This is a genomic window from Pseudomonas sp. LBUM1661 (genome assembly GCF_059695925.1).
Genome location: NZ_CP166794.1, coordinates 3,621,400 through 3,643,595, shown reverse-complemented (window position 1 = coordinate 3,643,595; position 22,196 = coordinate 3,621,400). Strand labels below are relative to the sequence as shown.

The 22,196-nt window shown below is 59.6% G+C and carries 14 protein-coding genes; 8 read left to right on the top strand and 6 right to left on the bottom strand.

Features of this window, described 5'->3' with window-relative positions:
• Nucleotides 1-180: 180 nt before the first annotated feature.
• The gene (locus ACA057_RS16590) at nucleotides 181-1,236 is read right to left on the bottom strand and encodes a tetratricopeptide repeat protein (RefSeq protein WP_497340490.1); all 1,056 of its coding nucleotides are present in this window, start codon (nucleotides 1,234-1,236) and stop codon (nucleotides 181-183) included.
• Between the two features lie 204 nt (nucleotides 1,237-1,440).
• Here ACA057_RS16590 and ACA057_RS16585 point away from each other — a divergent pair, with 204 nt between their 5' ends.
• The 3 genes from ACA057_RS16585 to ACA057_RS16575 are packed head-to-tail and all read left to right on the top strand — an operon-like array spanning nucleotide 1,441 to nucleotide 4,748.
• Complete coding sequence (locus ACA057_RS16585) at nucleotides 1,441-3,588, top strand: FUSC family protein (protein WP_497340488.1); 2,148 nt, start codon at nucleotides 1,441-1,443, stop codon at nucleotides 3,586-3,588.
• A complete protein-coding gene (locus ACA057_RS16580) occupies nucleotides 3,578-3,778 on the top strand; it encodes a DUF1656 domain-containing protein (RefSeq protein WP_059405193.1) in 201 nt (66 codons plus the stop codon). The genes ACA057_RS16585 and ACA057_RS16580 overlap by 11 nt, the downstream gene beginning before the upstream one ends.
• 4 nt (nucleotides 3,779-3,782) lie before the next feature.
• Nucleotides 3,783-4,748, top strand: coding sequence for an HlyD family secretion protein (locus ACA057_RS16575; protein ID WP_497340486.1), 966 nt, complete (start codon nucleotides 3,783-3,785; stop codon nucleotides 4,746-4,748).
• 202 nt (nucleotides 4,749-4,950) lie between these two features.
• Here ACA057_RS16575 and ACA057_RS16570 read toward each other — a convergent pair whose 3' ends face one another.
• From ACA057_RS16570 to ACA057_RS16555, 4 genes are all read right to left on the bottom strand, one after another.
• Nucleotides 4,951-6,372 (bottom strand): efflux transporter outer membrane subunit, encoded by a 1,422-nt coding sequence (locus tag ACA057_RS16570; RefSeq protein WP_497340484.1) that lies wholly within the window; start codon nucleotides 6,370-6,372, stop codon nucleotides 4,951-4,953.
• Nucleotides 6,369-9,563 (bottom strand): efflux RND transporter permease subunit, encoded by a 3,195-nt coding sequence (locus tag ACA057_RS16565; protein ID WP_497340482.1) that lies wholly within the window; start codon nucleotides 9,561-9,563, stop codon nucleotides 6,369-6,371. The genes ACA057_RS16570 and ACA057_RS16565 overlap by 4 nt, the downstream gene beginning before the upstream one ends.
• A 12-nt stretch (nucleotides 9,564-9,575) precedes the next feature.
• The gene (gene mexE / locus ACA057_RS16560) at nucleotides 9,576-10,829 is read right to left on the bottom strand and encodes a multidrug efflux RND transporter periplasmic adaptor subunit MexE (protein ID WP_497340480.1); all 1,254 of its coding nucleotides are present in this window, start codon (nucleotides 10,827-10,829) and stop codon (nucleotides 9,576-9,578) included.
• Between the two features lie 312 nt (nucleotides 10,830-11,141).
• Complete coding sequence (locus ACA057_RS16555; protein WP_401352954.1) at nucleotides 11,142-12,059, bottom strand: LysR family transcriptional regulator; 918 nt, start codon at nucleotides 12,057-12,059, stop codon at nucleotides 11,142-11,144.
• A gap of 269 nt (nucleotides 12,060-12,328) precedes the next feature.
• Between ACA057_RS16555 and ACA057_RS16550 the strand changes: the two genes are divergently transcribed.
• The 4 genes from ACA057_RS16550 to pgm all read left to right on the top strand — a co-directional run bounded on the left by ACA057_RS16550 (nucleotide 12,329) and on the right by pgm (nucleotide 18,622).
• Nucleotides 12,329-13,351, top strand: a complete 1,023-nt coding sequence (locus ACA057_RS16550) for a zinc-dependent alcohol dehydrogenase family protein (protein WP_497340478.1) — start codon at nucleotides 12,329-12,331, stop codon at nucleotides 13,349-13,351.
• Between the two features lie 564 nt (nucleotides 13,352-13,915).
• A complete protein-coding gene (locus ACA057_RS16545; RefSeq protein ID WP_497340476.1) occupies nucleotides 13,916-15,391 on the top strand; it encodes a hypothetical protein in 1,476 nt (491 codons plus the stop codon).
• A 40-nt stretch (nucleotides 15,392-15,431) separates the two neighbouring features.
• The gene (locus tag ACA057_RS16540) at nucleotides 15,432-16,832 is read left to right on the top strand and encodes an aminotransferase-like domain-containing protein (RefSeq protein WP_497340474.1); all 1,401 of its coding nucleotides are present in this window, start codon (nucleotides 15,432-15,434) and stop codon (nucleotides 16,830-16,832) included.
• Between the two features lie 143 nt (nucleotides 16,833-16,975).
• The gene (pgm, locus tag ACA057_RS16535; RefSeq protein ID WP_497340472.1) at nucleotides 16,976-18,622 is read left to right on the top strand and encodes a phosphoglucomutase (alpha-D-glucose-1,6-bisphosphate-dependent); all 1,647 of its coding nucleotides are present in this window, start codon (nucleotides 16,976-16,978) and stop codon (nucleotides 18,620-18,622) included.
• Nucleotides 18,623-18,775: 153 nt separating this feature from the next.
• Here pgm and ACA057_RS16530 read toward each other — a convergent pair whose 3' ends face one another.
• Complete coding sequence (locus ACA057_RS16530; protein WP_497340470.1) at nucleotides 18,776-19,471, bottom strand: pirin family protein; 696 nt, start codon at nucleotides 19,469-19,471, stop codon at nucleotides 18,776-18,778.
• 238 nt (nucleotides 19,472-19,709) lie between these two features.
• On the opposite strand from ACA057_RS16530, the gene ACA057_RS16525 reads away from it, so the two are divergent.
• Nucleotides 19,710-22,184, top strand: a complete 2,475-nt coding sequence (locus ACA057_RS16525; RefSeq protein WP_497340468.1) for a UvrD-helicase domain-containing protein — start codon at nucleotides 19,710-19,712, stop codon at nucleotides 22,182-22,184.
• Nucleotides 22,185-22,196 lie beyond the last annotated feature (12 nt).

Sequence of the window (22,196 nt, the reverse complement as noted above, 5' to 3'; positions counted from 1 at the left end):
CGCCTGAATGGACTACCTGATCACTTGACCTTTGGCCGAGACGACGGTTCAACCTTTCTTCTACGTAATCTGTAGCGGGTGCCGAAGGCTGCGTTCGGGTGTGTAGCGCCCGCCATCGGTTGGTCGGCGAGCGCTGCGCATTCGAACGCAGCCTTCGGCCGCTGCTACACGGGGAGTTGTTTACAGGCCTTGTTGCAGCGCTGGATCGTCCGGGTTGAGTTGCTCGAGTTGCGCCAGCAGGATCTGCACGTTCTGCAGTTGTCCGCTTTCCTTCCAGTAATTGATCAACAGCACGCGGGCCTTGCGATCGGCCGGGTGGCGCTGAACGATTTCCTGCAACTGTTTCTGCGCCGCTTCCAGCTCTTCTTCACCGTGCAGCGTGGTGGCCAGGTCGTAGCGGTAATCCTTGTTGTCCGGTTCCAGCTCCACGGCTTTGGACAGACCGAGCAGGGCGAATTCGCTTTGGCCGTGGTGCAGCAACCAGAGGCCCAGGGCATGTTGCAGGTAGGCCGAATCCGGTTGAGCCTTCAACTGTTTGGCCAACAGTTGCCGGGCGGCATCGCTCTGACCCTGTTTATCCAGCACTTCGATCTGCATCACCAGGGCCGGCAGGTTGCCGGGGTCGAGGCGCAAGGTCTGTTCAAGGGCCTGTTGGGCTTCTTTCAACTCGGCGTTGTGCAGGTGCAGCCGAGCGCGCTGATAGTAGTTGTCGGCGCTTTCAGGGGCGCTCTTGAGCACCAGCTCCCAGGCGTCGATCGCCTGCTGCAATGGGCCGAAGTACAGGCCAAGATCATCTGGCGAAAGCCCCAGCAGTGCATTGATGGCGGCAAACCGGACCTTCTGTTCGCTGTCATCGAGCAACGGCCCGATCAACAGGCTGCGTTGCCCGTTGGGCACCAGCCCGCTGATGCTTTTGATGGCCGCGATGCGCACGTCTGGCGATTCATGCTGCAAGTCCGCATCCGCCAGTTTCAGGGCCACGGAGCTCGGGTAGTTGGGCAGTTCGGCGTGCAGCCAGATGCGTCGCTTCGGTGAGATATCCGGGCGGGCCAACTGCTGATAAAGGACCCGCGCCGCACCCGGTTGACCCGCGCGAGCCTGGTTCAGGGCTTCGGTGAAGCCGCGCTTGATCGCTTCCGGCACCACCGGGGCAGAGCTGCGCAGGAACAACCAGGCGAGGCCGATGGCAAACAGGACGCAGAGGCTGATGATCAGGTAGCGGCGGGACTGGGGCATGCAGGAATCCGGGAGCTGGCAAGCTTTTGCAAAGCCGTCAGCTTCGGTCAGGCACGGCTGTGAGTCAAACCCTGACTGGCTTCAGTCTGTGTGTCAGCCGATTCAAGGCAGTCTGGCCGATCAGTGATTTTGCCTACAGGCCCCGTCGACATTGAAACCTGTCGAGGTCTGGAAGCAGTGACTACGCTTGCTGGAGATGTCTCGATGAGCATGCCCATGCAACCGCTTCTTCAATACTTCAAGGCAATACTCAACCCAGGCCCAGGGGTGCTGTTGTTTGCCTTGAGAACCATCACGGCCGGGATTTTGACGCTGTATCTGGCCTTTCTGTTCGACCTCGACCAGCCCAAATGGTCGATCATGGCCGTGGTCATTATCAGCCAGCCATTGGGCGGCATGGTGCTGGCGCGCAGTTTCGGCCAGGTGATCGGCACCACCCTGGGCGCGGCGGTAGCGGTGGTGATCATGGCGATCTTTCCCCAGGCGCCGATGCCTTTCATCCTCACCCTGGCCTTGTGGTTGGCGTTGTGTACCGCCGGTGGCACGTTGCTGCGTTACACCAGTTCCCAGGCGTTTGTCCTGAGTGGCTACACAGCGGTGGTCGTGGCGCTGCTGGCGGTGCCGGATCAGGACGGCACGTTCCTGCTGGCCGTCACCCGCGTGACCGAGACGCTGCTGGCGGTGGCCTGCGTGTGCGTGGTCAGCCTTCTCACGGCGCGACCGGAGGCTGTGGCCCGGGATTACTTTGCCAAGGTCGATCAAGTGATCAAGCTGCTTGCCACCCACGCTGCCGCCGTCATCCGCACCGAAGAAAGCGAGGACGATTTCCACCGTCGGCAAATGCAGCTGCTCGGCGCGATCAGCGCCCTGGAGGGTGTCCGTCGGCATTTGTACTACGATGCCCCCCGTTTGCGCAGCGCCAATGGTCTGGTGCAGTTGCTCGGTAATCAGCTGGTGCTGCTGACGTCGCGGCTGACGGCGCTGCGCCATCAGCGAGAACTGCTGACTGAGCGCTGGAAAGGCGCGTTACCAGAAGAGATCCAGCGTTTACGCGCCGAAGAACTGGTTTTTCTCGACGAACTGGCCCAGAAGGGACGTTCATTGTCAGCCGAGGCGCGTCACCATTTCGGGGCGTTGCAACAGCGATTCGATGACCAGGCCTACAAGGCCGAGCAGCTTACCGAGACGATGCCGGCCACGCTGCGTTCACTGGCCTGGGCGCTGCGCTGGGAGCAGGCGCGGATGTTGGAGCAACTGGCGCAGATACTGGAACTGAGCGACGCGATTCAGGACGGGCGCCCAGCCAGTAGCATGTTTCGCGGCCAGGACAACCCCTTGCACCTGGATTTCACCCTGGCGTCGATGAACGCGATCCGGGCCTTTACCGCGTTGATGGTGGCCGGCCTGATCTGGATCGAGACCGGTTGGGACGGGGCTCGTGGCGGGATGATTGTGACGGGGATTCTGTGTTCGCTGATGGCGACTTTTCCGCGACCGTTGCTGGCCAGCCAAAGCTTTGCCAGAGGACTGGGCCTGGCGTTGGTGGTGTCGGCGGTGTATCTGTTCCTGCTGATACCGATGATCAGCAACTTCGAATTACTCGCTTTGTTGTTGGCCCCTTTGCTGTATGCCGTCGCGGTGGGGCTGTCCAGTCCGCCGACCACGGGCACCGGCATTGGTCTTGGACTGACGACGATGCTGTTGCTGGGCCCGCAAAACGTCGGCACCGGTCAGAACACCGCCATTCAATGGTTCGAGTTTGCTGGCGCGTATATCTGCGCAGCGTCCCTGGCGTTAAGTGTCTACGCCTTGATCTTCCCGTTCAGGCCGGTTTTGCGGATGCGCCGGCTGTTCAATGAGAACTGCGAGCAGGTCTACGCTCTATTGAAAACCCCGGCCACCGATGAGCAGCAATTTGCCTTTGAAAGTCGCATGGTCGATCGCTTGACCATGATGCTGGGACTGTTGCCGGCCACCCATGACAAGCAATCCAGCGAGCTATTCGAAGTCAGCCTGGGCTGCATGGCACTGGGCGTGGCGTTGAACCAGCTCAGGCAACAGGGACAAAGCAACACGTTGCTGAGCACGGAACAGCAAAACCGTTTGTTGGGAGCGGTCCGCGAGACAGGGCGGTTGATCGCCGGGCGGCCCGGGATTGATCTTGAACAGTTGCTCGAAACCTTGCATGTCCTGGGCGATGAAATGGACGACTTGCATCTGGACGTTCATGAACACCTGTGGTCAGTCTTCAGGATGCGCGTGGCATTGCTGATCGTGGTGTCATTTCTGCAGCGGCATCGCATCCACTTTCAATCCGTAGACGTGAAAGGAGTACCGGCCCTTGCCCATTGATCTGGAAGTGGGTGGCGTCTACTTGCCGCCAATCGCCCAGGCGTTGCTGCTGGCGTTGCCGATTTACCTGCTGCTGGACTGGATCCTGCGCCGCTTGGGCGTGTTGCGGTTTGTCTGGCATGAAGCGTTGTTCGAAGGTGCGTTGTACGCCTGCGTTTGCGCGACGCTGATTCTGGTGATGGGAGCTTGATGCGGTGAAGAAGATCCTTTCCCGACTCGCGACCGTGGCGGTGGTGTTGCTGGCCTTTGTGCTGGGCTGGTTCGCCTGGGAGCATTACACCCGCGCACCCTGGACGCGAGATGCACGGGTGCGTGCCGATGTGGTGACCTTGTCCGCCGATGTTGCGGGGCGCATCGTCAGCCTTCGCGTGCAGGACAATCAGCATGTCGACAAGGGCCAGCTGTTGCTGGAGATCGACCCTGCGCGTTACAGGCTGGCGGTGGAACATGCCCGGCGTTCGGTGGAAGTGGCGAAAGCCTCCCTCGGGCAGTCCGAAGCGACGATTGTCGCCAGCGGAGCACTGCTCAGGCAGCGTCAGAGCGAAGAACGCCGGCGTCGCACCCTCAAGGAACGCGCCGCAATTTCAGGCGAGGAGTGGGAGAAATCCAGCACCGACGTCGCTGTGGCGCAGGCAGAGTTGCTGCGTAACCAGGCCAACCTGGGTTTGGCTCAGGCCAATGTGCAATTGGCGATCGCCGCATTGACCCAGGCTGAACTCGACTTGCAGCGCACCCGGGTCGAAGCGCCTGTCAGTGGTTATGTCACCAATCTGCTGACCCGTCAGGGGGACTATGCCACTGCGGGTGGCGCGCTGCTGGCGCTGGTGGACAGCGATTCGTTTTATGTCAGCGGCTACTTCGAAGAAACCAAGCTGCCACGAATAGAGGAGGGCGACCACGTCAGGATCGAATTGATGAGCGGCGAGACCTTCGGCGGCACCGTCCAAAGCATTGCCTTTGCGATTGCCGACCGGGAGAACCTGCCGGGCGGTCGCCTGCTGGCCAACATCAACCCGAGCTACACCTGGGTCAAACTCGCACAGCGAGTGCCGGTGCGGATCCAGATCGATGCCGATTACGCCGGCAAAAACAACCTGCGTGCCGGGACCACGGCCACCGTCACCGTCGACGAAACACGTAGGGCGGAGGATCACCGTTAAACCCTGTGGGAGCGGGCTTGCCCGCGATAGCGGTGGGTCAGCCGCCATCAAAGTTGAATGTGCAACCGTCATCGCGGGCAAGCCCGCTCCCACAGGGATTTGTATTGCCTTTTGGGCAGGCAAAAAAAACCCCGCGACCGAATGAGGCGCGGGGCAAAGAAATTGGTTGGTTGCGGCCAACCAAAAGAGCTCGTTTGAAACGTTACTTGCTGGCCACGGTTTCTGGTTGCCAGCCACCGCCTAGGGCTTTGTAAATCGCGACAATGCCGCGATACAGATCGACTTCAGCCTGGGCCTGCGTGTCTTCCGCCGCCAGACGTTCGCGTTGAGCATCGAGCAGGACGAGGAAGTCCGCCGTGCCTTCGCGGTAGCGAATTTCAGCCAGGTCGGCGGCGGCGCGGCTCGATTCGCTTTGACGAATCAGCGAAATCAACCGTTGCTGCCGTTTGCCGTAATCACTGAAAGCGTTTTCCGATTCTTCCAGGGCCAGCAACACCTGCTGCTCGTAGGTTGCCAAAGCGCCTTCGGCATCCGCATCGGCGCCACGCAGACGCGCGCGCACGCTGCCCAGGTCGAAGGCGGCCCACGTAATGCTTGGGCCCAGCGCCCAGGCGTTGGCCGCCGAGGAACCGATCTGCGATCCGCGCCCGGCGGTGAAACCGAGGAAGCCGCTAAGGCTGACACGCGGGAACAAATCAGCCTTGGCCACGCCGATCCGCGCGGTGGCGGAGGCCAGTTGGCGTTCGGCGCTCAGTATGTCCGGACGACGTTGCAGCAACTCGCCCGGATCACCAATCGGCAAAGCCTTGGCAATGGCCGGCAAGTCCTTCGGACCCAAGTCCACGGTCAGCTTGTCCGGACGTTCACCCAACAGGGTGGCGATGCGGTTTTTCTGCCGAACCTGCTCAGCCTGTAATTGCGGCACACTGGCTTCAACGGACGCCAGGCGGGCATCGGCGCGTTCCACATCGAGCTGGTCGCCGACGCCGGCATCACGCAGGCTTTCGGTGATCTTGCGCGATTCCTGCTGGTTGTTCAGGTTGGCCAGCGCGATCTTTTCCCGCAGTTGCGCACCGCGCAGTTGACCGTAGGCGTCCACCAGTTCGGCAATCATGGTGACTTGCAGTTGGTACAGATCGGCTTCGATCGCCTGCTGTTCGGCGTCGGCAGATTCCAGGTTGCGCTGGATACGGCCGAACAGGTCGATCTCCCACGCCATGTCCAGACCCAGATCGTAGCGTTCGCTATTGACCCGTTTGGTGGTCTGGCCAGGAATCTGTCCTTTGCCCAGATCACTGCTGGCTCGGCTGGTGATGGTCGGCATCGCGTCATTGCTGACGTCGTCGCGAATCGCTCGCGCTGCTTTCCAGCGCGCAAAGGCTACGCGCAAATCGCGGTTGCCTTTCAACGACTCGGTCACCAGCTGGTTCAGCGTCGGGTCTTCAAACTGCTGCCACCAGATGCCTTCGAAACGCGAACGGTCGAAGTTCTTCTGACCCGCGGCACCATCGGTGGCCGTGGTGATGTTGGCCGGTTCAGTGGCTGGGGTCTTGTAGTCCGGGCCAACGGCACAGGCACTCAAGGCCAGTACCAGAAGGCTCGGCAGGAAGGCTTTCAAGCTCATTGTTGCGCCTCCAGTTGCTTTTGAAGATTGTGCGCCTTGGCCGCTTTGCGCTTTTCACCGCGCTCCACAAAATTACGAATCAACACGTAGAACACTGGCGTCAGCAACAGGCCGAAGAAGGTCACCCCGAGCATCCCAGAGAACACCGCCACACCCATGGCGTGACGCATTTCGGCACCGGCACCGCTGGAGAACACCAGAGGCACGACACCCATGATGAACGCGAAAGACGTCATCAGGATCGGGCGCAGACGCAGGCGGCAAGCTTCCAGTACCGCAGCCAGCGGGCTCATGCCTTCGTCCTGCTGTTTATCCTTGGCAAACTCGACGATCAGAATCGCGTTCTTACAGGCAAGTCCCACCAGTACGATCAAGCCGATCTGGGTGAAGATGTTGTTGTCGCCTCCCGAAGCAATCACACCGGTGATGGCCGACAGCAGGGTCATCGGTACGATCAGGATCACTGCCAGTGGCAGGCTCCAGCTTTCGTATTGAGCCGCGAGTACCAGGAACGCCAACAGTACGCAGAGCGGGAACACGAACAATGCGGTGTTGCCGGACAGAATCTGCTGGTAGGTCAGGTCGGTCCACTCGTAGGTCATGCCGTTCGGAAGTTCTTCCTTGAGCAGTTTCTCGATGGCTTTTTCGGCTTGGCCGGAGCTGTAGCCGGGGGCTGCCGCACCGTTGATTTCAGCGGTGATGAAGCCGTTGTAGTGCATCACGCGATCCGGCCCCGAGGTGTCGCTGACCTTGATGAAGGTCGCCAGCGGGATCATCTCGCCTTTGTTGTTACGCACTTTCAACTGACCGATCTGATCGGGTTCGAGGCGGAACTGTTGCTCGGCCTGAACGTTGACCTGATACGTACGGCCGAAACGGTTGAAGTCGTTGGCATACAGCGAACCCAGGTAGATCTGCAGGGTGTCGAAGATGTCGCTGACGGCCACGCCGTGGGTCTTGGCTTTTTCCCGGTCGATAGCGGCATCGACCTGCGGCACGTTCACGGTGTAGCTGGTGAACAGGGCGGCCAGTTCCGGCACGTTGTGGCTTTTGTTGATGATGTTCATGGTTTCTTTGTACAGCTCGTCGTAGCCCAGGTTGCCCTTGTCTTCGATCTGCAGTCGGAAACCACCGATGGTGCCCAAACCTTGTACTGGCGGCGGCGGGAAAATCGCCATGTAGGCTTCTTGAATCCCGGCGTACTGACCGTTCAAGGCACCGGCAATCGCACCGGCGGACATGCTCGGGTCTTTACGCTCATCGAACGGCTTCAGGGTCACGAACACGATGCCGGCGTTCGGACTGTTGGTGAAGCCGTTGATCGACAGGCCTGGAAACGCAACCGCACTTTCCACGCCTGGCTGTTTCAGGGCGAGGTCGGACATGCGCTTGATCACGTCTTCGGTACGGTCCAGGCTCGAGGCGTCCGGCAATTGTGCGAAAGCCACCAGGTATTGCTTGTCCTGGCCGGGTACGAAACCGGTCGGGGTGTGGGCGAAACCGAAGAAGGTCAGCACCATCAGGCCTGCGTACAACAGCAGGGCAATACCGCTGCTGCGGATAACCCGGGCTACGGTGCCGACATAGCCATGGCTGGCACGGTCGAAAAACCGGTTGAACGGACGGAACAGCCAGCCGCCCAACAGTTTATCAAGCACTTTGGTAAAGCGATCTTTCGGCGCATCGTGGCTCTTGAGCAGCACGGCGGCCAGGGCAGGGGACAGTGTCAGCGAGTTGAACGCCGAGATCACGGTCGAGATGGCAATGGTCAGGGCAAACTGTTTGTAGAACTGGCCAGTGAGTCCGGAAATGAACGCCGCCGGGATAAATACCGCACACAGCACCAGCGCCGTCGCGATGATCGGCCCGGTCACCTCACGCATGGCTTTCTTGGTGGCTTCGACGGGCGTTTCTCCCAGCTCGATGTGCCTTTCGACGTTCTCCACTACCACAATGGCGTCGTCCACCACGATACCGATCGCCAGTACCAATCCGAACAGTGACAAGGCGTTCAGCGAGAAGCCGAACAAATGCATCACCGCGAAGGTACCGATCAGCGACACCGGCACAGCGACCAATGGAATGATCGAGGCGCGCCAGGTTTGCAGGAACAGAATCACCACCAACACAACGAGGATCAGTGCTTCGAAGAGGGTATGAACCACCGCTTCGATGGAGCCGCGCACGAAGATCGTCGGGTCATAGACGATGCTGAAGTCCATGCCTTCCGGGAAGTTCTTCTTCAGCTCGGCCATCTTGTCGCGCACTTCATTGGAGATTTCGATAGCGTTCGAACCCGGACGCTGGAAGATCGGGATCGCCACCGCCGGTTGGTTGTTCAGCAAGGAACGCAGGGCGTATTGACTGGAACCCAGTTCAACGCGAGCGATGTCTTTGAGGCGAGTGATTTCACCGTTGTCGCCGGAGCGAATGATGATGTTCTCGAACTCTTCCTCAGAAACCAGACGACCTTGGGTGTTCACCGACAGCTGGAAGGCGGTGGCATTCGGCGCAGGTGGCGCGCCCAATGCACCGGCAGCCACCTGACGGTTCTGTTCACGGATCGCGGTCACGACATCGGTTGCGGTCAGGTTACGCGAAGCGGTCTTGTTCGGATCGAGCCACACCCGCAGCGAGTAGTCGCCCATGCCGAACAGCTGCACATCACCGACACCGCCCAGGCGCGCCAGCTCATCCTTGATGTTGAGCAAGGCGTAGTTGGACAGGTAGAGCATGTCGTAGCGTTTGTCCGGCGAGGTCAAGTGCACCACCATGGTCAGGTCGGGCGACGCCTTGTCCACGGTAATACCGATGCGCGTCACTTCCTCGGGAAGCTTTGGCTCGGTCCGGGTCACGCGGTTCTGCACCTGCACCTGAGCGTTGTCCAGGTCGGTGCCCAGCGCAAAGGTGATGGTCAGGGTAATCTTGCCGTCAGCGGTGGACTGCGAGGACATATACAACATGTTCTCGACGCCGGTGATGGCTTGCTCCAGCGGAGCGGCCACGGTTTCACCGATGACTTTCGGGTTGGCACCCGGGAAGTTGGCGCGGACCACAACGGTCGGTGGTACCACTTCCGGGTATTCGCTGATCGGTAACTGGAACAGCGAGATGGCGCCGGCGATCAGGATCAGCAGCGACAGTACCGCTGCGAAGATCGGCCGTGAAATGAAGAATTGGGAAAAATTCATCGTAAAGATCCCTTAACCGCGTGGGGTCGCAGCAGCCACTTTCACAACCGAACCCGGCGCGACCTTGGCAGGCGCGACTTGGGGCAGGTTGCTGGCTTCCAGCGCTTGTCGTTGTTGTGCCAGAGCGGCGAGGGTTTGCTCGCTGGCCATCGGGATCACTTCAGGGGTGACCGGTGAGCCAGGGCGAACCCGTTGCAGACCCTTGACGATGACGGTGTCGTCCTTGTTCAGGCCGTTGCGCACGATGCGCAGACCTTCGATCTTCGGACCCAATTCGACCGAGCGATACGCCGTCTTGTTGTCGGCATCCATCACCAGCACGAACTTTTTACCGAGGTCGGTACCGACCGCTTCGTCGTTGATCAGGACGGCGGAGTAGGTGCCGCTGCCGACCAGTTTCAGGCGGGCATACAAGCCGGGGGTGTATTGACCGTCAGTGTTGTCGAACACCGCACGACCGCGGATGGTGCCGGTTTTCGGGTTGACCTGGTTGTCGACGAAGTTCATCACGCCTTGGTGCGGGTTGCCGTCTTCGTTGGACAAACCTAGGTAAACCGGGGTGGTTGCGCCGCGTTTGCCCTGGCGAGCGAGTTGGGTGTACTTGAGGAACACACGCTCGTCGGCATCGAAGTAGGCGTAGACCTTGTCGGTGGACACCACACTGGTCAGCGGCGTGGTATCGGCGGTCACCAGGTTACCGGCGGTAATTTCCGCGCGGCTGACGCGGCCACTGATCGGGGCGGTCACGCGGGTGAAACTCAGGTTCAGTTTGGCCAGGTCCAGTTGAGCCTGGAGGGCGCCAACGGCGGCTCGGGCTTCCTGGGCCGCGCTGGTGCGCGAGTCAGCCAGTTCAGCGGAAATCGCGTTGCTGGTACGCAGGCGTTCACCGCGCTGAGCTTCGTTTTCGCTGCGGGTGGCGTTGGCGCGGGATTGAGCAACCAGGGCTTCGAGGCGGCGAACCTCAGCCTGGAACGGACGCGGGTCGATCTGGAACAGCAGGTCGCCTTTCTTGACCAATGCGCCTTCAGTGAAAGCGACTTCATCGATCTGGCCGGACACCCGTGGACGAATTTCTACGGTTTCTGGCGCTTCGAGGCGCCCGGTGAATTCGTCCCACTCATTGACCGGTTGTTCCAGCACCTTGGCCACGCTGACCTTGGCCGCGGGCATCGTGGCGGCAGTTTCCGGAGCCTTGCCGCAGGCGCTCATCACCAGCACGGCCAGCATGGCCAACGGGAAGCGCAAATGTTTGAGTGACTGTTCCATGGATGCATCCGCCAATGTATTAAGAATGGACGGATGATGCTCGGCGGGGCTGTATCGCACGAATCGAATGAGGCAAAGGTAACTATCATTCGGAATGATATAAGCTCAAAGCGAGCTCTCTAGCATGCACCTCACGCTAGCAGGCTATCAACTCGCCTGATGACAATTCTGTGTTGCCGTGGGTGCAAGAGTAAGGCATGAAACCGAGTCACGGTCTTCGCGGGCAAGCCTCGCTCCTACAGGAGAACGCGATCACTGTAGGAGCGAGGCTTGCCCGCGAAGAGTCCATCAGCCCCCATACAAAAACCAGACTCAGGCCAGACTGTCCGGATCCCCAAAGAACATCTGAATCCGCGACCGCAGCCAACGCTCCCCAGGATCGTTATCCTGCGACCCGCGCCAAGCCATGTGCAATTCGAAACTGCGCACCGGCAGCGGCGGATCTTCAGCGCGCACACCGCCGGCCGCCGTCAATGCATCGGCAGTGTAGTCAGGGACGGTGGCGACAATATCGGTGCCGCTGATGAGTGTACTCAGCCCGTTGAACTGCGGCACCGCGAGCACCACATGACGTTTGCGTCCGAGTTTTTCCAGCTCTTCATCTATAAAGCCGCTGAGGTCACCGGCGAACGACACCAGCGCATGTGGTCGTGCACAGAAATCATCCAGGCTCAATGGCCCCGGCACGCTGTCCGCACGCAACAGCTTCGGTGAGCTGCGACGCAGTACCTTGCGCTTGGCATTGGCCGGCAGGTCGGCGGTGTAGCTGACACCGATGGAAATCTCGCCCGAGGCCAGCAGGCTCGGCATCAGGATGTAGTTGGCCCGACGCACCACCAGCACAATCCCCGGCGACTCTGCGCGCAGGCGCTTGAGCAGCATCGGCAGCAAGGCGAATTCGACGTCGTCCGACAGGCCGATGCGGAACACCGCGGTACTGGTGGCCGGGTCGAATTCCGCCGCACGGCTGACCGCGGTGGAAATCGAGTCCAGTGCCGGAGAGAGCAGGGCGAAGATTTCCACCGCCCGGGCGGACGGCTCCATGCTGCGGCCTGTGCGCACGAACAGCGGATCATCGAACAGCCCGCGCAGGCGCGAAAGCGCCGCACTGATGGCCGGCTGGCCGAGGAACAGCTTCTCCGCAGCGCGGGTCACACTGCGTTCGTGCATCAATGTTTCGAATACGATCAACAGGTTCAGGTCGACACGACGCAGGTCATTACGATTCATCTGGAGTCCTGGCAGAGTCAGCAAACTTGACGTGAGCGGCCACATAAGAACAATGGCCGGCATGAATCTTACGGGGAAAGACTGGTACTCTGCACCGAGTAATTCAGATTTCCTACAAAGGCTGCTACGGTTTCCTATGTCATTTGACGATGTTGCCGGCGCTGCGGAATCAATGACAGGCATGTCGACTATTAATAGCCACTGATAGTCTTGGGTAGAAAGCCCAGATAGAGTTCAGGGCATTAGAGGTTTCTTTGACGAGGTTTGCGATGTCCCGCACGATTCGTTTTCACAAGTTTGGTCCAGCCGAGGTGCTCAAATGCGAAGAGCATACGGCCGCTCTGCCTGCACCGGGCGAAGTGCAGGTGCGCGTCGAGGCGATTGGCATCAGCTGGTACGACATTCTCTGGCGCCAGAACCTGGCGTCGTCCCATGCACGTCTGCCTTCAGGCCTTGGTCATGAAATGTCTGGTGTCGTTACCGCCGTCGGTGACGGGGTCGATGACCTGGCAGTGGGTGACAAGGTCGCCAGTTTCCCGGCAGAAAGCCCGAACGACTATCCGGTCTACGGCGAGCAGATCGTATTGCCGCGCTCGGCACTGACCCGGTACCCGGACGTCCTGAGCCCGATCGAGGCTAGCGTGCATTACACGCCGCTGTTGATCGCTTATTTCGCCTACGTTGACCTGGCACGGGTCAAACCCGGGCAATTTGCCCTGGTGACCGACGCCAGTCACTGTGCCGGTCCGTCCTTCGTACAACTGGGTAAAGCCCTGGGCGTGCGAGTGATTGCGGCCACCAAAACAGCGGATGAGCGTGAATACCTGCTGTCGCTGGGTGCCGAGAAAGTGATCGTCACCGAAGAAGAAGATCTGCTCATTCGGATCAACAAAATCACCGATAACCGTGGCGTGGACGTGGTGTTCGACGGTCTCGGCGGTCCGCAGATGTCATTGCTCGGCGATGTGCTCGCACCGCGTGGCAGCCTGGTGCTGTATGGCCTGCAAGGTGGCAACCAGACGCCATTCCCGGCCTGCGCAGCGTTCCAGAAGAACATCCAGTTCTTTGTGCACTGCATCGGCAACTTCACCGGCAAGCCGGAACTGGGCATCATCCAGGACCAGGTCGCACTGCAACGTGCCTTGCGCGATATCAACCAGCTGACCGCCGACCGCGTTCTGCTGCCGCTCAAGACTCGGGTCTTCCCGTTCGCCGAGTTTGTCGAAGCTCACCGCTACATGGACGAATGCCCATGCCGCGAACGGGTCGCCCTCCAGGTCGAACCGGTTTAACCCTCCAGCAAGAGTCCGTGCTCGCACGGACTCTTTTGCGTGCAGCCTCCTTCCAAAACGAGACGATCCATTGGCGTGCCAATGGGGCAGTTCAGCAACTGAACTGGTTTTTGCTCTCAATCTGTATCTTCTAATCAGTTTATAAGCCCTGATAATTGGATGATTACTTTCATCTCAAGGAATGAGTCATGGCTGGGTATCAGACCGATACTGTTCAATGCTCCCCGTTGATATATATTCAACCCATCGTTCTATGTCGTGCAGTGACGAAAAAACTGTGCGCAACTTCTTTCTCTATTTTCTGTACTACATGTCTGTGGGACGCTGTCGGACATTTCCTAGGACGTTGCGCGCGGCCTTGGCCCGCAGACGCCACGGGGCTTTGCGGTCGTTTCTCAGTGAGAGGATCGAAGCTCAAGCTCAATCATTTCAAATAATTGCCAAGAGTTTTAGTGCTAGCCTTTTAAAATAAAGTCCAGCACTTCAAGTCGTGGTCGGCAATCCTCTTGTAGTGCATGCGTTGTTGTTTGCGATAACGAACTTACGAGTATCAGGTAAATAAAGATGACCCACATCCATGATCAAGCGATGAACTATGTCTATCTGCAAGTGCTGCAGCGTTTGCTGAGTTTTTTCTCGCGAGCCGAACGCACGGCGTTGCAGCTCATGATTCAGCGCCTGGTGGTCGCCGCTGGGGGCATGGAGCGTATTGGCGAATACAAGGTGCTGGCGATCCAGTCCGGGTCCCGAGACAGCTGCTACACCCTGGCGCTGCTGCGCGCCGCACAATTGAGTATCGCCGGCCGGGCGCCCGCGACGTTCCAGCTACGCGTTGCGACGTTGCGTTTGAACGATGCCAGCCCGTTGGCCCTGGACAATATCCATCGCAGCTACAGCGCTTTGTTCCTGTATGACGATCCTCGGGTCGAAGTCTTGATGGTCGATGGCCGCGAAGTCTTGCCATTCAGCCACCTGGCGCCGATCTCCGAAGCCGGCCGCGAGTCGAATCGGCTCAACCTGCTGATGGTCGGCCACCGTCGCAACTGGAGCGGGGCCCTGGATCTGTGGGACGACGGGTATCTGGCCAGCGCCGAGTTCTATGGACAGATCGCGCGCTGGGATCGCGGTGTCGATGCATTGGTCAGCGGCGACACACCTCGTCAGCAGAAGCAGTTTCTCGACGGGTTGAAACGTGCGACCACCAAGGCCGGGCTGCGCACTTCGGATCACCATGAAATGGGCTACGAGCAGCTGTTCGCCTTGATTGATGAGCTGGGCGGCGATGGCTACCGCGCGTTTTATCCTGAGCTTATCCAGACGCAATGGCGTCCTGCCGAGCGATTTGAAGCCTGTCGCCGCACCACCTTCATCGATCTTCACGACATGCTGGTCAGTAGCCTGGAAGAGCGCTGGCCGTTATTGACCGAGTTTCTCGGCTTTCAGCCTGACGAGCTGGCAGCCCAGCTCAGTGATAACGAGTACGTCACGCCCGCTATCTCTGCGCACCTTCGGGGTCTGCAAGCGTGTTACGTACAGGGGCGCAGCTACGAGGCCGGTGTCGCGCAATACCTGCAACGAGCCTTGGTGATGATGCGCCGCAAACAACTTCCCGAACGCTTGTGCGAACAGGCGATGGAGGCATTTGGCAACCCGGCGGCGCTAACCGAGCTGCGCGCGCAGGCCTCAACCGAGGCACAACGGAACTTGGGCTTGAGCGAGGCACAGCTTTTGTGCCTGCTCTTTTCACCGTTTGTCGAGCATGGCGCCGGGCTTGAGCGTTTTCTGCGCCAGTGCCACCCCGGCATGATCGTGGCGATACCTGACTTGCACCGGGCCATGCAGGGCAATCCTGCGCCGGAACAGGTCCTGCAATGGATGGTTGATGTCAGCGGGTTGTCGGTCAGCCTGATCGGCAAGCTTTACCGCATGAGCCCGCTGGCCGCAGGGGGGAACGGGATGCGTGAGACGGGTGTGCAAACCGAAGCGGCCGATGATGCCGAAGACACGGCCGTGGCCAGTGAATGGTCAGCAGGGCATTGAGCGTGCCGGGTTTGACCGTTACCGTATCCGGCCCTTTTCGATGAAAGGGCCACGAGAAACTGATTTCGCTTATCAGGCGGTGTACCGGTACCTGACTCAACTGATCAATGAGCCGGCCAACGACAGACGAGTCCGCCTGCCTTCACTGCGCCAGTTGGCGGATCGTCTTAACGTGTCGATCTCGACCATTCAGTACGCGTATTCGTTGCTGGAGAAGGAAGGGCGTGTCTATTCGGTTGCCAAGTCTGGCTATTACGCGTTTCCAGTGTCCTCCATCAATACGTCCGGCGGCGGCAATGACCTGCTCGAAACCGTCTATGCCAATGCCAGGCGCCCAGGAATGCTGGTGATGAGCAGCGATGAGCCGGCGTTGTTGCAGCCGCTCGACAGGCCTTTGCTGCTGCTGGAAAGAGAGTTGTTGCGCCAGTATCCGCGCCAGCCGCATTCGTCCTCGCAACCCTGTGGCGAACTGGAGCTGCGAACCGCCCTGGCGGCACGCTACACCACGTCGCCGGTGCGCTGCTGGCATGCTGATGACGTGTACATCGGCGCTGATCTGCGTGGTGTGCTGGAAATAGTCATCGCAGTGTTGTGTCTCAAAGGCGCCACGGTGCTGGTCGAATCCCCGTGCGACTGGACGATTTTGCGTTTGCTGCAACAGGCGGACGTGCAGGTGATCGAACTGGCCGTGCAAGCCTGCGGGGGCCTCGACCTCGAACGACTCCAGGAATTGCTGGAAACCGAACCGGTGCGACTGGTGATGGTTTCATCCGGGCTGAACATGCCGCGAGGCAGCCTGGTGCCTGACGACAACCGGCGAGCCATCGCGCAGTTGCTGGAGCTGCATGGCACTTGGGTGCTGGAAAATGACTGTTATGGCGAGCTCGGGTTCGAACCGGATGGTCGGCGATTTCGCGATCTGCTGGACCCCGACAGGCTCATCGTGTTTTCCGGTTTCGAGAAAATCATCGGCCCGGAGGCGCCTTACTGCTATCTGCTCTCGCGGCCTCTGCGCGGCGAACTGCAACGGCAGTTTTTGCTGCGCTCATTCCGTTTGTCACCGATTCGCCAGAAAGCCATCGCGCGCCTGTACAGCAACGGCCGGATTGATCAGCATCTTCAGGTGTTGCGCCGGTTGCTCAAGGACCGCAAGGTGCAGATGACCCAGTTGTTGCAGGAGCGTCTGGGCGACGCCTTGCACTTCGTTGAGCCCCACGGGGGCGCGACGATCTGGGTTCGCTCGTTGCGCCAGGTGGATGTGCGTCGAGTATTCCAGCGCCTGCTCAAGCACCAGATGGTGATCGCACCGGGCGAACTGTTCAGCCTCCACGGCTTGCATGCCCAGCACTTGCGCCTGAGTCATACCTTCCCCGGAGACCACGACCTGGCCACCGCCCTGGGTTTGCTGGGGGATGCGCTGCGACTGGAATCGATCGACTGAGGTGGGGCGCACGACGTCCACGGCGTGTCTCGGGATTTCTAACATTGCGCGTTGATCAGCCGGGATCGTTAACGTCGCGCCGCGGTCAAACTGCCAGTAAACTGCTTCCCCATTCCTGAACCATTCTATTTCAGAGGTTTTGCATGACACTCAGTGCTTTTGCGGGCAAACCGGCACCGGCAGAACTGTTGGTCGACATCCCGCGACTGGTCACGGCCTATTACACTGGCCAGCCCGATGCCGCCATCTCCACCCAGCGCGTCGCCTTCGGCACGTCCGGGCACCGAGGCAGCTCGTTCGACCTGAGTTTCAACGAATGGCACGTGCTGGCGATCAGTCAGGCGATCTGCCTGTACCGCGAAGCCCAAGGCATCGACGGCCCGCTGTTTGTCGGCATCGACACTCACGCGCTGTCCACTCCGGCCGGCGCGAGCGCCCTGGAAGTGCTGGCCGCCAATGGCGTGACGGTGATGATCGCCGAAGGCGATGAGTACACCCCGACACCGGCGATTTCCCACGCCATTCTCTGCTACAACCGTGGGCGCACGTCGGGCCTGGCGGATGGTGTCGTCATCACGCCGTCGCACAACCCGCCGCAAAGCGGTGGCTACAAATACAACCCAACCAACGGCGGCCCGGCCGACACCCACATTACCAAGTGGATCGAAGCCAAGGCCAACGAGCTGTTGAGCAACAAGCTCGCCGGCGTCAAGCGCATCAGCTACGAGCAGGCCTTGAAGGCCAGCACGACGCATCGCCACGATTACCTCAACACCTATGTCGCCGACCTGATCAACGTGATCGACTTCGACGCCATTCGTGATGCCAAGTTGCGACTGGGCGTCGATCCGCTGGGCGGAGCAGGGGTGCGCTACTGGTCGGCGATTGCCGAGCATTACCGTCTGGACCTGGAAGTGGTCAACAAGCAGGTCGACCCGACTTTCCGCTTCATGACCGTCGACTGGGATGGCCAGATCCGTATGGACCCCTCGTCCACTCACGCCATGCAAGGCCTGATCGGCCTGAAGGATCGTTTTGACGTGGCATTCGGTTGCGACCCGGATCACGACCGCCACGGCATCGTGACCCCGTCCGGTGGTTTGCTGGCGCCGAACAACTACCTTGCAGTGTCGATCGACTATCTGTTCCAGAACCGTCCGCAATGGCGCGCCGATGCGGCCGTGGGCAAAACCGTGGTCAGCAGCGGCTTGATCGATCGCGTTGCCAAGCGTCTGGGTCGTCGCCTGTACGAAGTGCCGGTGGGCTTCAAGTGGTTTGCCGACGGATTGTTCGATGGCTCCCTGGGCTTTGGCGGCGAAGAAAGCGCCGGCGCGTCCTTCCTGCGCAAGGACGGTGGCGTCTGGTGCACCGACAAGGATGGTTTGATTCCGGCCCTGCTGGCGGCAGAAATGACCGCCCGCACCGGTCGTGATCCAAGCCAGGCTTATCGCGCCTTGACCGACGAGCTCGGCGAGCCGTTCTCGGTCCGGGTGGATGCCAAGGCCAACCCTGAGCAGAAAGCGCTGCTGAGTAAATTGTCGCCGGATCAGGTGACTTCGACCCAACTGGCAGGTGAGGCAATCCAGAACATCCTCAGTCACGCGCCGGGCAACGACCAGGCCATTGGCGGCCTGAAAGTCATGACCGAAAACGGCTGGTTCGCGGCGCGTCCGTCGGGTACTGAAGACATCTACAAGATTTACGCAGAAAGCTTCATCAGCGATGACCACCTCAAGCAATTGGTCGCGGAAGCGCAAACCCTCGTGGATGGCGCTATTTCTGCGAAGTGATTGAGGGCCCCTTCGCGGGCAAGCCCGCTCCCACAGGGTTTTGCGCAATCCTTGTGGGAGCGGGCTTGCCCGCGATGGCGTCAGTGGCATCACCGGATAAAAAAGGGGCGACCATTAACGGTCGCCCCATTTTTTTGCCCCGCTTTTACCCAATCAAGCCAAATCCACCAACACGATTTCACTGTCCTCAATAGCCGTCACACGCAACACCTGCTCATCGACAACCGCGACACCGTCTCGAGCTTGTGCACGCAAGCCATTGACTTCAATAGCCCCAGTGGCCGGCACCAGGTAGGCACGACGGCCGTTGTCCAGGCGATACTCGGCGGACTCACCGGCCTTCAGGTTTGCCGCCACCAGCCGCGCATCGGCACGAATACGCAGGCTCTGATCGTCGCCGGCCTTGCCGCTGGCCAGGGTCACGAAGCCTTCACGCTGGCCTTTCGGGAAAGGCTTGGCGCCCCAGGAGGGTGCCAAGCCGGATTCGTTCGGGATGATCCAGATCTGGAAGATCTTGGTCGCGGTGGCTTCCAGGTTGTACTCGCTGTGGGCGATCCCGGTGCCAGCGCTCATGACCTGAACGTCGCCCGCTTCGGTACGACCCTTGTTGCCAAGGTTGTCTTCGTGGGTAATCGCGCCTTCACGGACATAGGTAATGATTTCCATGTCCCGGTGCGGGTGTTTCGGGAAACCGGTGCCAGAGGCGATCACGTCGTCGTTCCACACGCGCAGGTTGCCCCAGTTCATGCGTTTTGGGTCATGGTACTCGGCGAACGAAAAGTGGTGATGAGCATCCAACCAGCCGTGGTTGGCGCCGCCCAGGGAGTTGAAAGGTCTGAGTTCGAGCATGATCGTCTCCTGAATAGGGGGGTTAATGGCGAGCATCATCTATCAGGCACTGATCGATAAAAAGCGTAAAAAATGCAGCATTACAATCGAATAACTTGATGGCTCTGAGCCTCGAAACATTCTCATAAAGCCTTCACTTCATCGCATAAGCCAATGACCTGTAAGCATTTCACTAGAACTGAACGACAAATGCAGACACCATAGCCCTCAACAGCCTCACACCCTGGAGTCCGTCCGCGTGCCGCAACACACCCCCGATCTTCCTCCTGAACTTCGTCCCCTGGCCGAGATGCCATTGCTCAAGCGCCTGGCCGCCCGATTCTTCGGTCATGGCCTGACGCGTCTGCGTGCGCAACATCGCGCATCGTGGCTGCATGGCCAGGCCGATGGCTTTCGCAGTGGTCACAGCGCCGGGGTGGATTACGGCTATAAGGAAGGAAAGCTCGAAGGGCTGGAAGAAGGCCGGCAGGTCTTGTTGATTCGCGACTCGCGCTCAACCGAACACCGGCCGCCGAATGTCGATGACTGTTTGTTCGATGATTGGCGCCTGCCTTTGAACGCAGAGTTGAAGAAGCGCATGAAGGCGGATGTCGCGCGGTTGCTGCCGGCGCATGCCCAGCCCAGCGCCGCACAGTGGAAGATGATCTTCAGCGACACACCCTCGACCTCGGTGATTGCCGGTGCCGGCGCGGGCAAGTCGACCACGCTGGTGCTGCGTATTTTGCTCCTGACCCACTATCTGGGGTTTGAGCTGAGTTCGATGACCGTGGTGACCTTCACCCGCGAGTCGCGCAAGGATTTCATCAATAAGCTGGTCGAGTTGTTTGCGCTCTGGGGGCGGGCGCTGAGTTTCAAGGAGGCGCGTGATCTGGTGCGCACTTTCCACTCGCGCATTCTGCCGATGGTTCGCAGTCTGCCGGGCTTCGAGCGGCTGCAAGCGTTCGAAAACCTCAGTCATCGTGCGCAAAACGGCGATGAGGAAGTCGACAGCAACCCTTTCGATCTGCGCATCAACGACGCCCAGCGCCAGCAGCTCAACGCCTGCTATCACAGCCTGCACACCCGCGATGAGCGTTTTCGCGAGTTGATCAAGCCGTTGTCGCGCCACGCCTTGCAGCTCAAGGAGCTGGAGCGCGATCACCCGGACGTGCAGAAGCGCATGGTCGTGACCGAACTGGCCGCCAAGCGTGATGAAGAGCTTTGCGATGCTATTGAGGATTTGTGGTTTCGCGCCGGTGCCTGGCCGATCAAAGGCATTGAGCCGAATCGTCAGTCGTTCGATATCAACGGGTCGACGTTCCATTGTCACGGCTATATTCCGACCCTCGACGCTTGGGTGGTGCTGGGTTTCGATCCCCGTGAAAACCCGCAGGTAAGCCGTCCCAACGCCAAGCTGACGGTGCGCGCAGAGTGGGCGGTAAAGCGCACCCTGTTTCAAGCTTTCTGTCGTAAGCCTTTGATATGGCTAGATAGTTATGAGTCATCAAAGCGTGTGCTTGCCTCGCTGGTGGGTGATGCGAGCGCCGGGCCGGGTTTCGACTACAAGGTCAAGGGCGAACTCGCCTCCGCGCCGTTGCTGGACTGTTTTGTCGCCGCTGCCGGGTTCATCGAAAACCTCGGCCTGGATGTGCCGAATGCCGTGGGCCAGATGAGTTTTGCCAAGGACGACCCGGACCGGTTCTTCTTTGAAGCCTTGAGCCTGTTCTGGCGCGCCCTGGAAGATCATCTGCTCGATCAGAAACCTCCGGTGATGACTTATAACCGAATGTTCGCCTTGTTCAGTGAGCATTCCCCGGAAAATCTCAAGCTGTTGAGTGATGAGCTGCTCAGGCCTTTGTCACACCTGATGATCGACGAATTTCAGGATGTATCGCCGCAAATCGTTTCCTGGATCCGCGCCAGCCTGGCGGAGATCCGCAGTCGTGGTCCGGCCATGCATGTCGGGCGTGGGGCGCAGCGCTCGTCATTGCTCTGTGTGGGTGACGACTGGCAATCGATCTATGGCTGGCGGGGCAGTTCGCCGACGTATTTCATGGAGTTCAACAAGGAATTCCCCTCGCCGAGCACCACCAAAGTCATGCTCAGCGACAACTACCGCAGCCATCAACACATCATCGATGCCGCCGAACATATCGTCCGCGCAGCGCCAGCGATCACCGGCAAGAAGGCCAAGGCCAGCGGCGAGCCGAAGGCGCTGCTGCCGGTCAATGTGCTCGATCGAGATGATCAAGGCATGGCCCAGCGCTTGATGGAGCACTACCGAAAGGGTGATTCGATCTTGATGTTGTATCGAAAAAGTAGCGATAAATTATTGATAGAACAGCATATTCAGTCTGTAGTTAATGTTGATTCTAGCTTGCCGTATGAAGCACGAAGATTGAAACAGCTGACCTATCACAGCGCAAAAGGCCTTCAGGCTGACGCGGTTTTTCTGCTGGGAGATTGCCAGCACCTGACCAGTTCACCTTACAAGAACCAGGTCTATCGCATGGCGGGTCTGGGCAAGGCTGGCGACAGCGAGGCGTATGACAATGCACAGAAGGACGAAATCCTGCGATTGGCGTATGTCGGCATCACGCGGGCGGTGAGCCATTGCTACTGGTATGTCGACGGCCAAGACACCCAGGCGGCTAACATGCCCAAAGCGTCCGATCGGATCGGCAAGGGCAAGGCGTTCTTTATCGATCACCGGCAGAGCAAGACAGTGGCGTAATCGCTAAACATC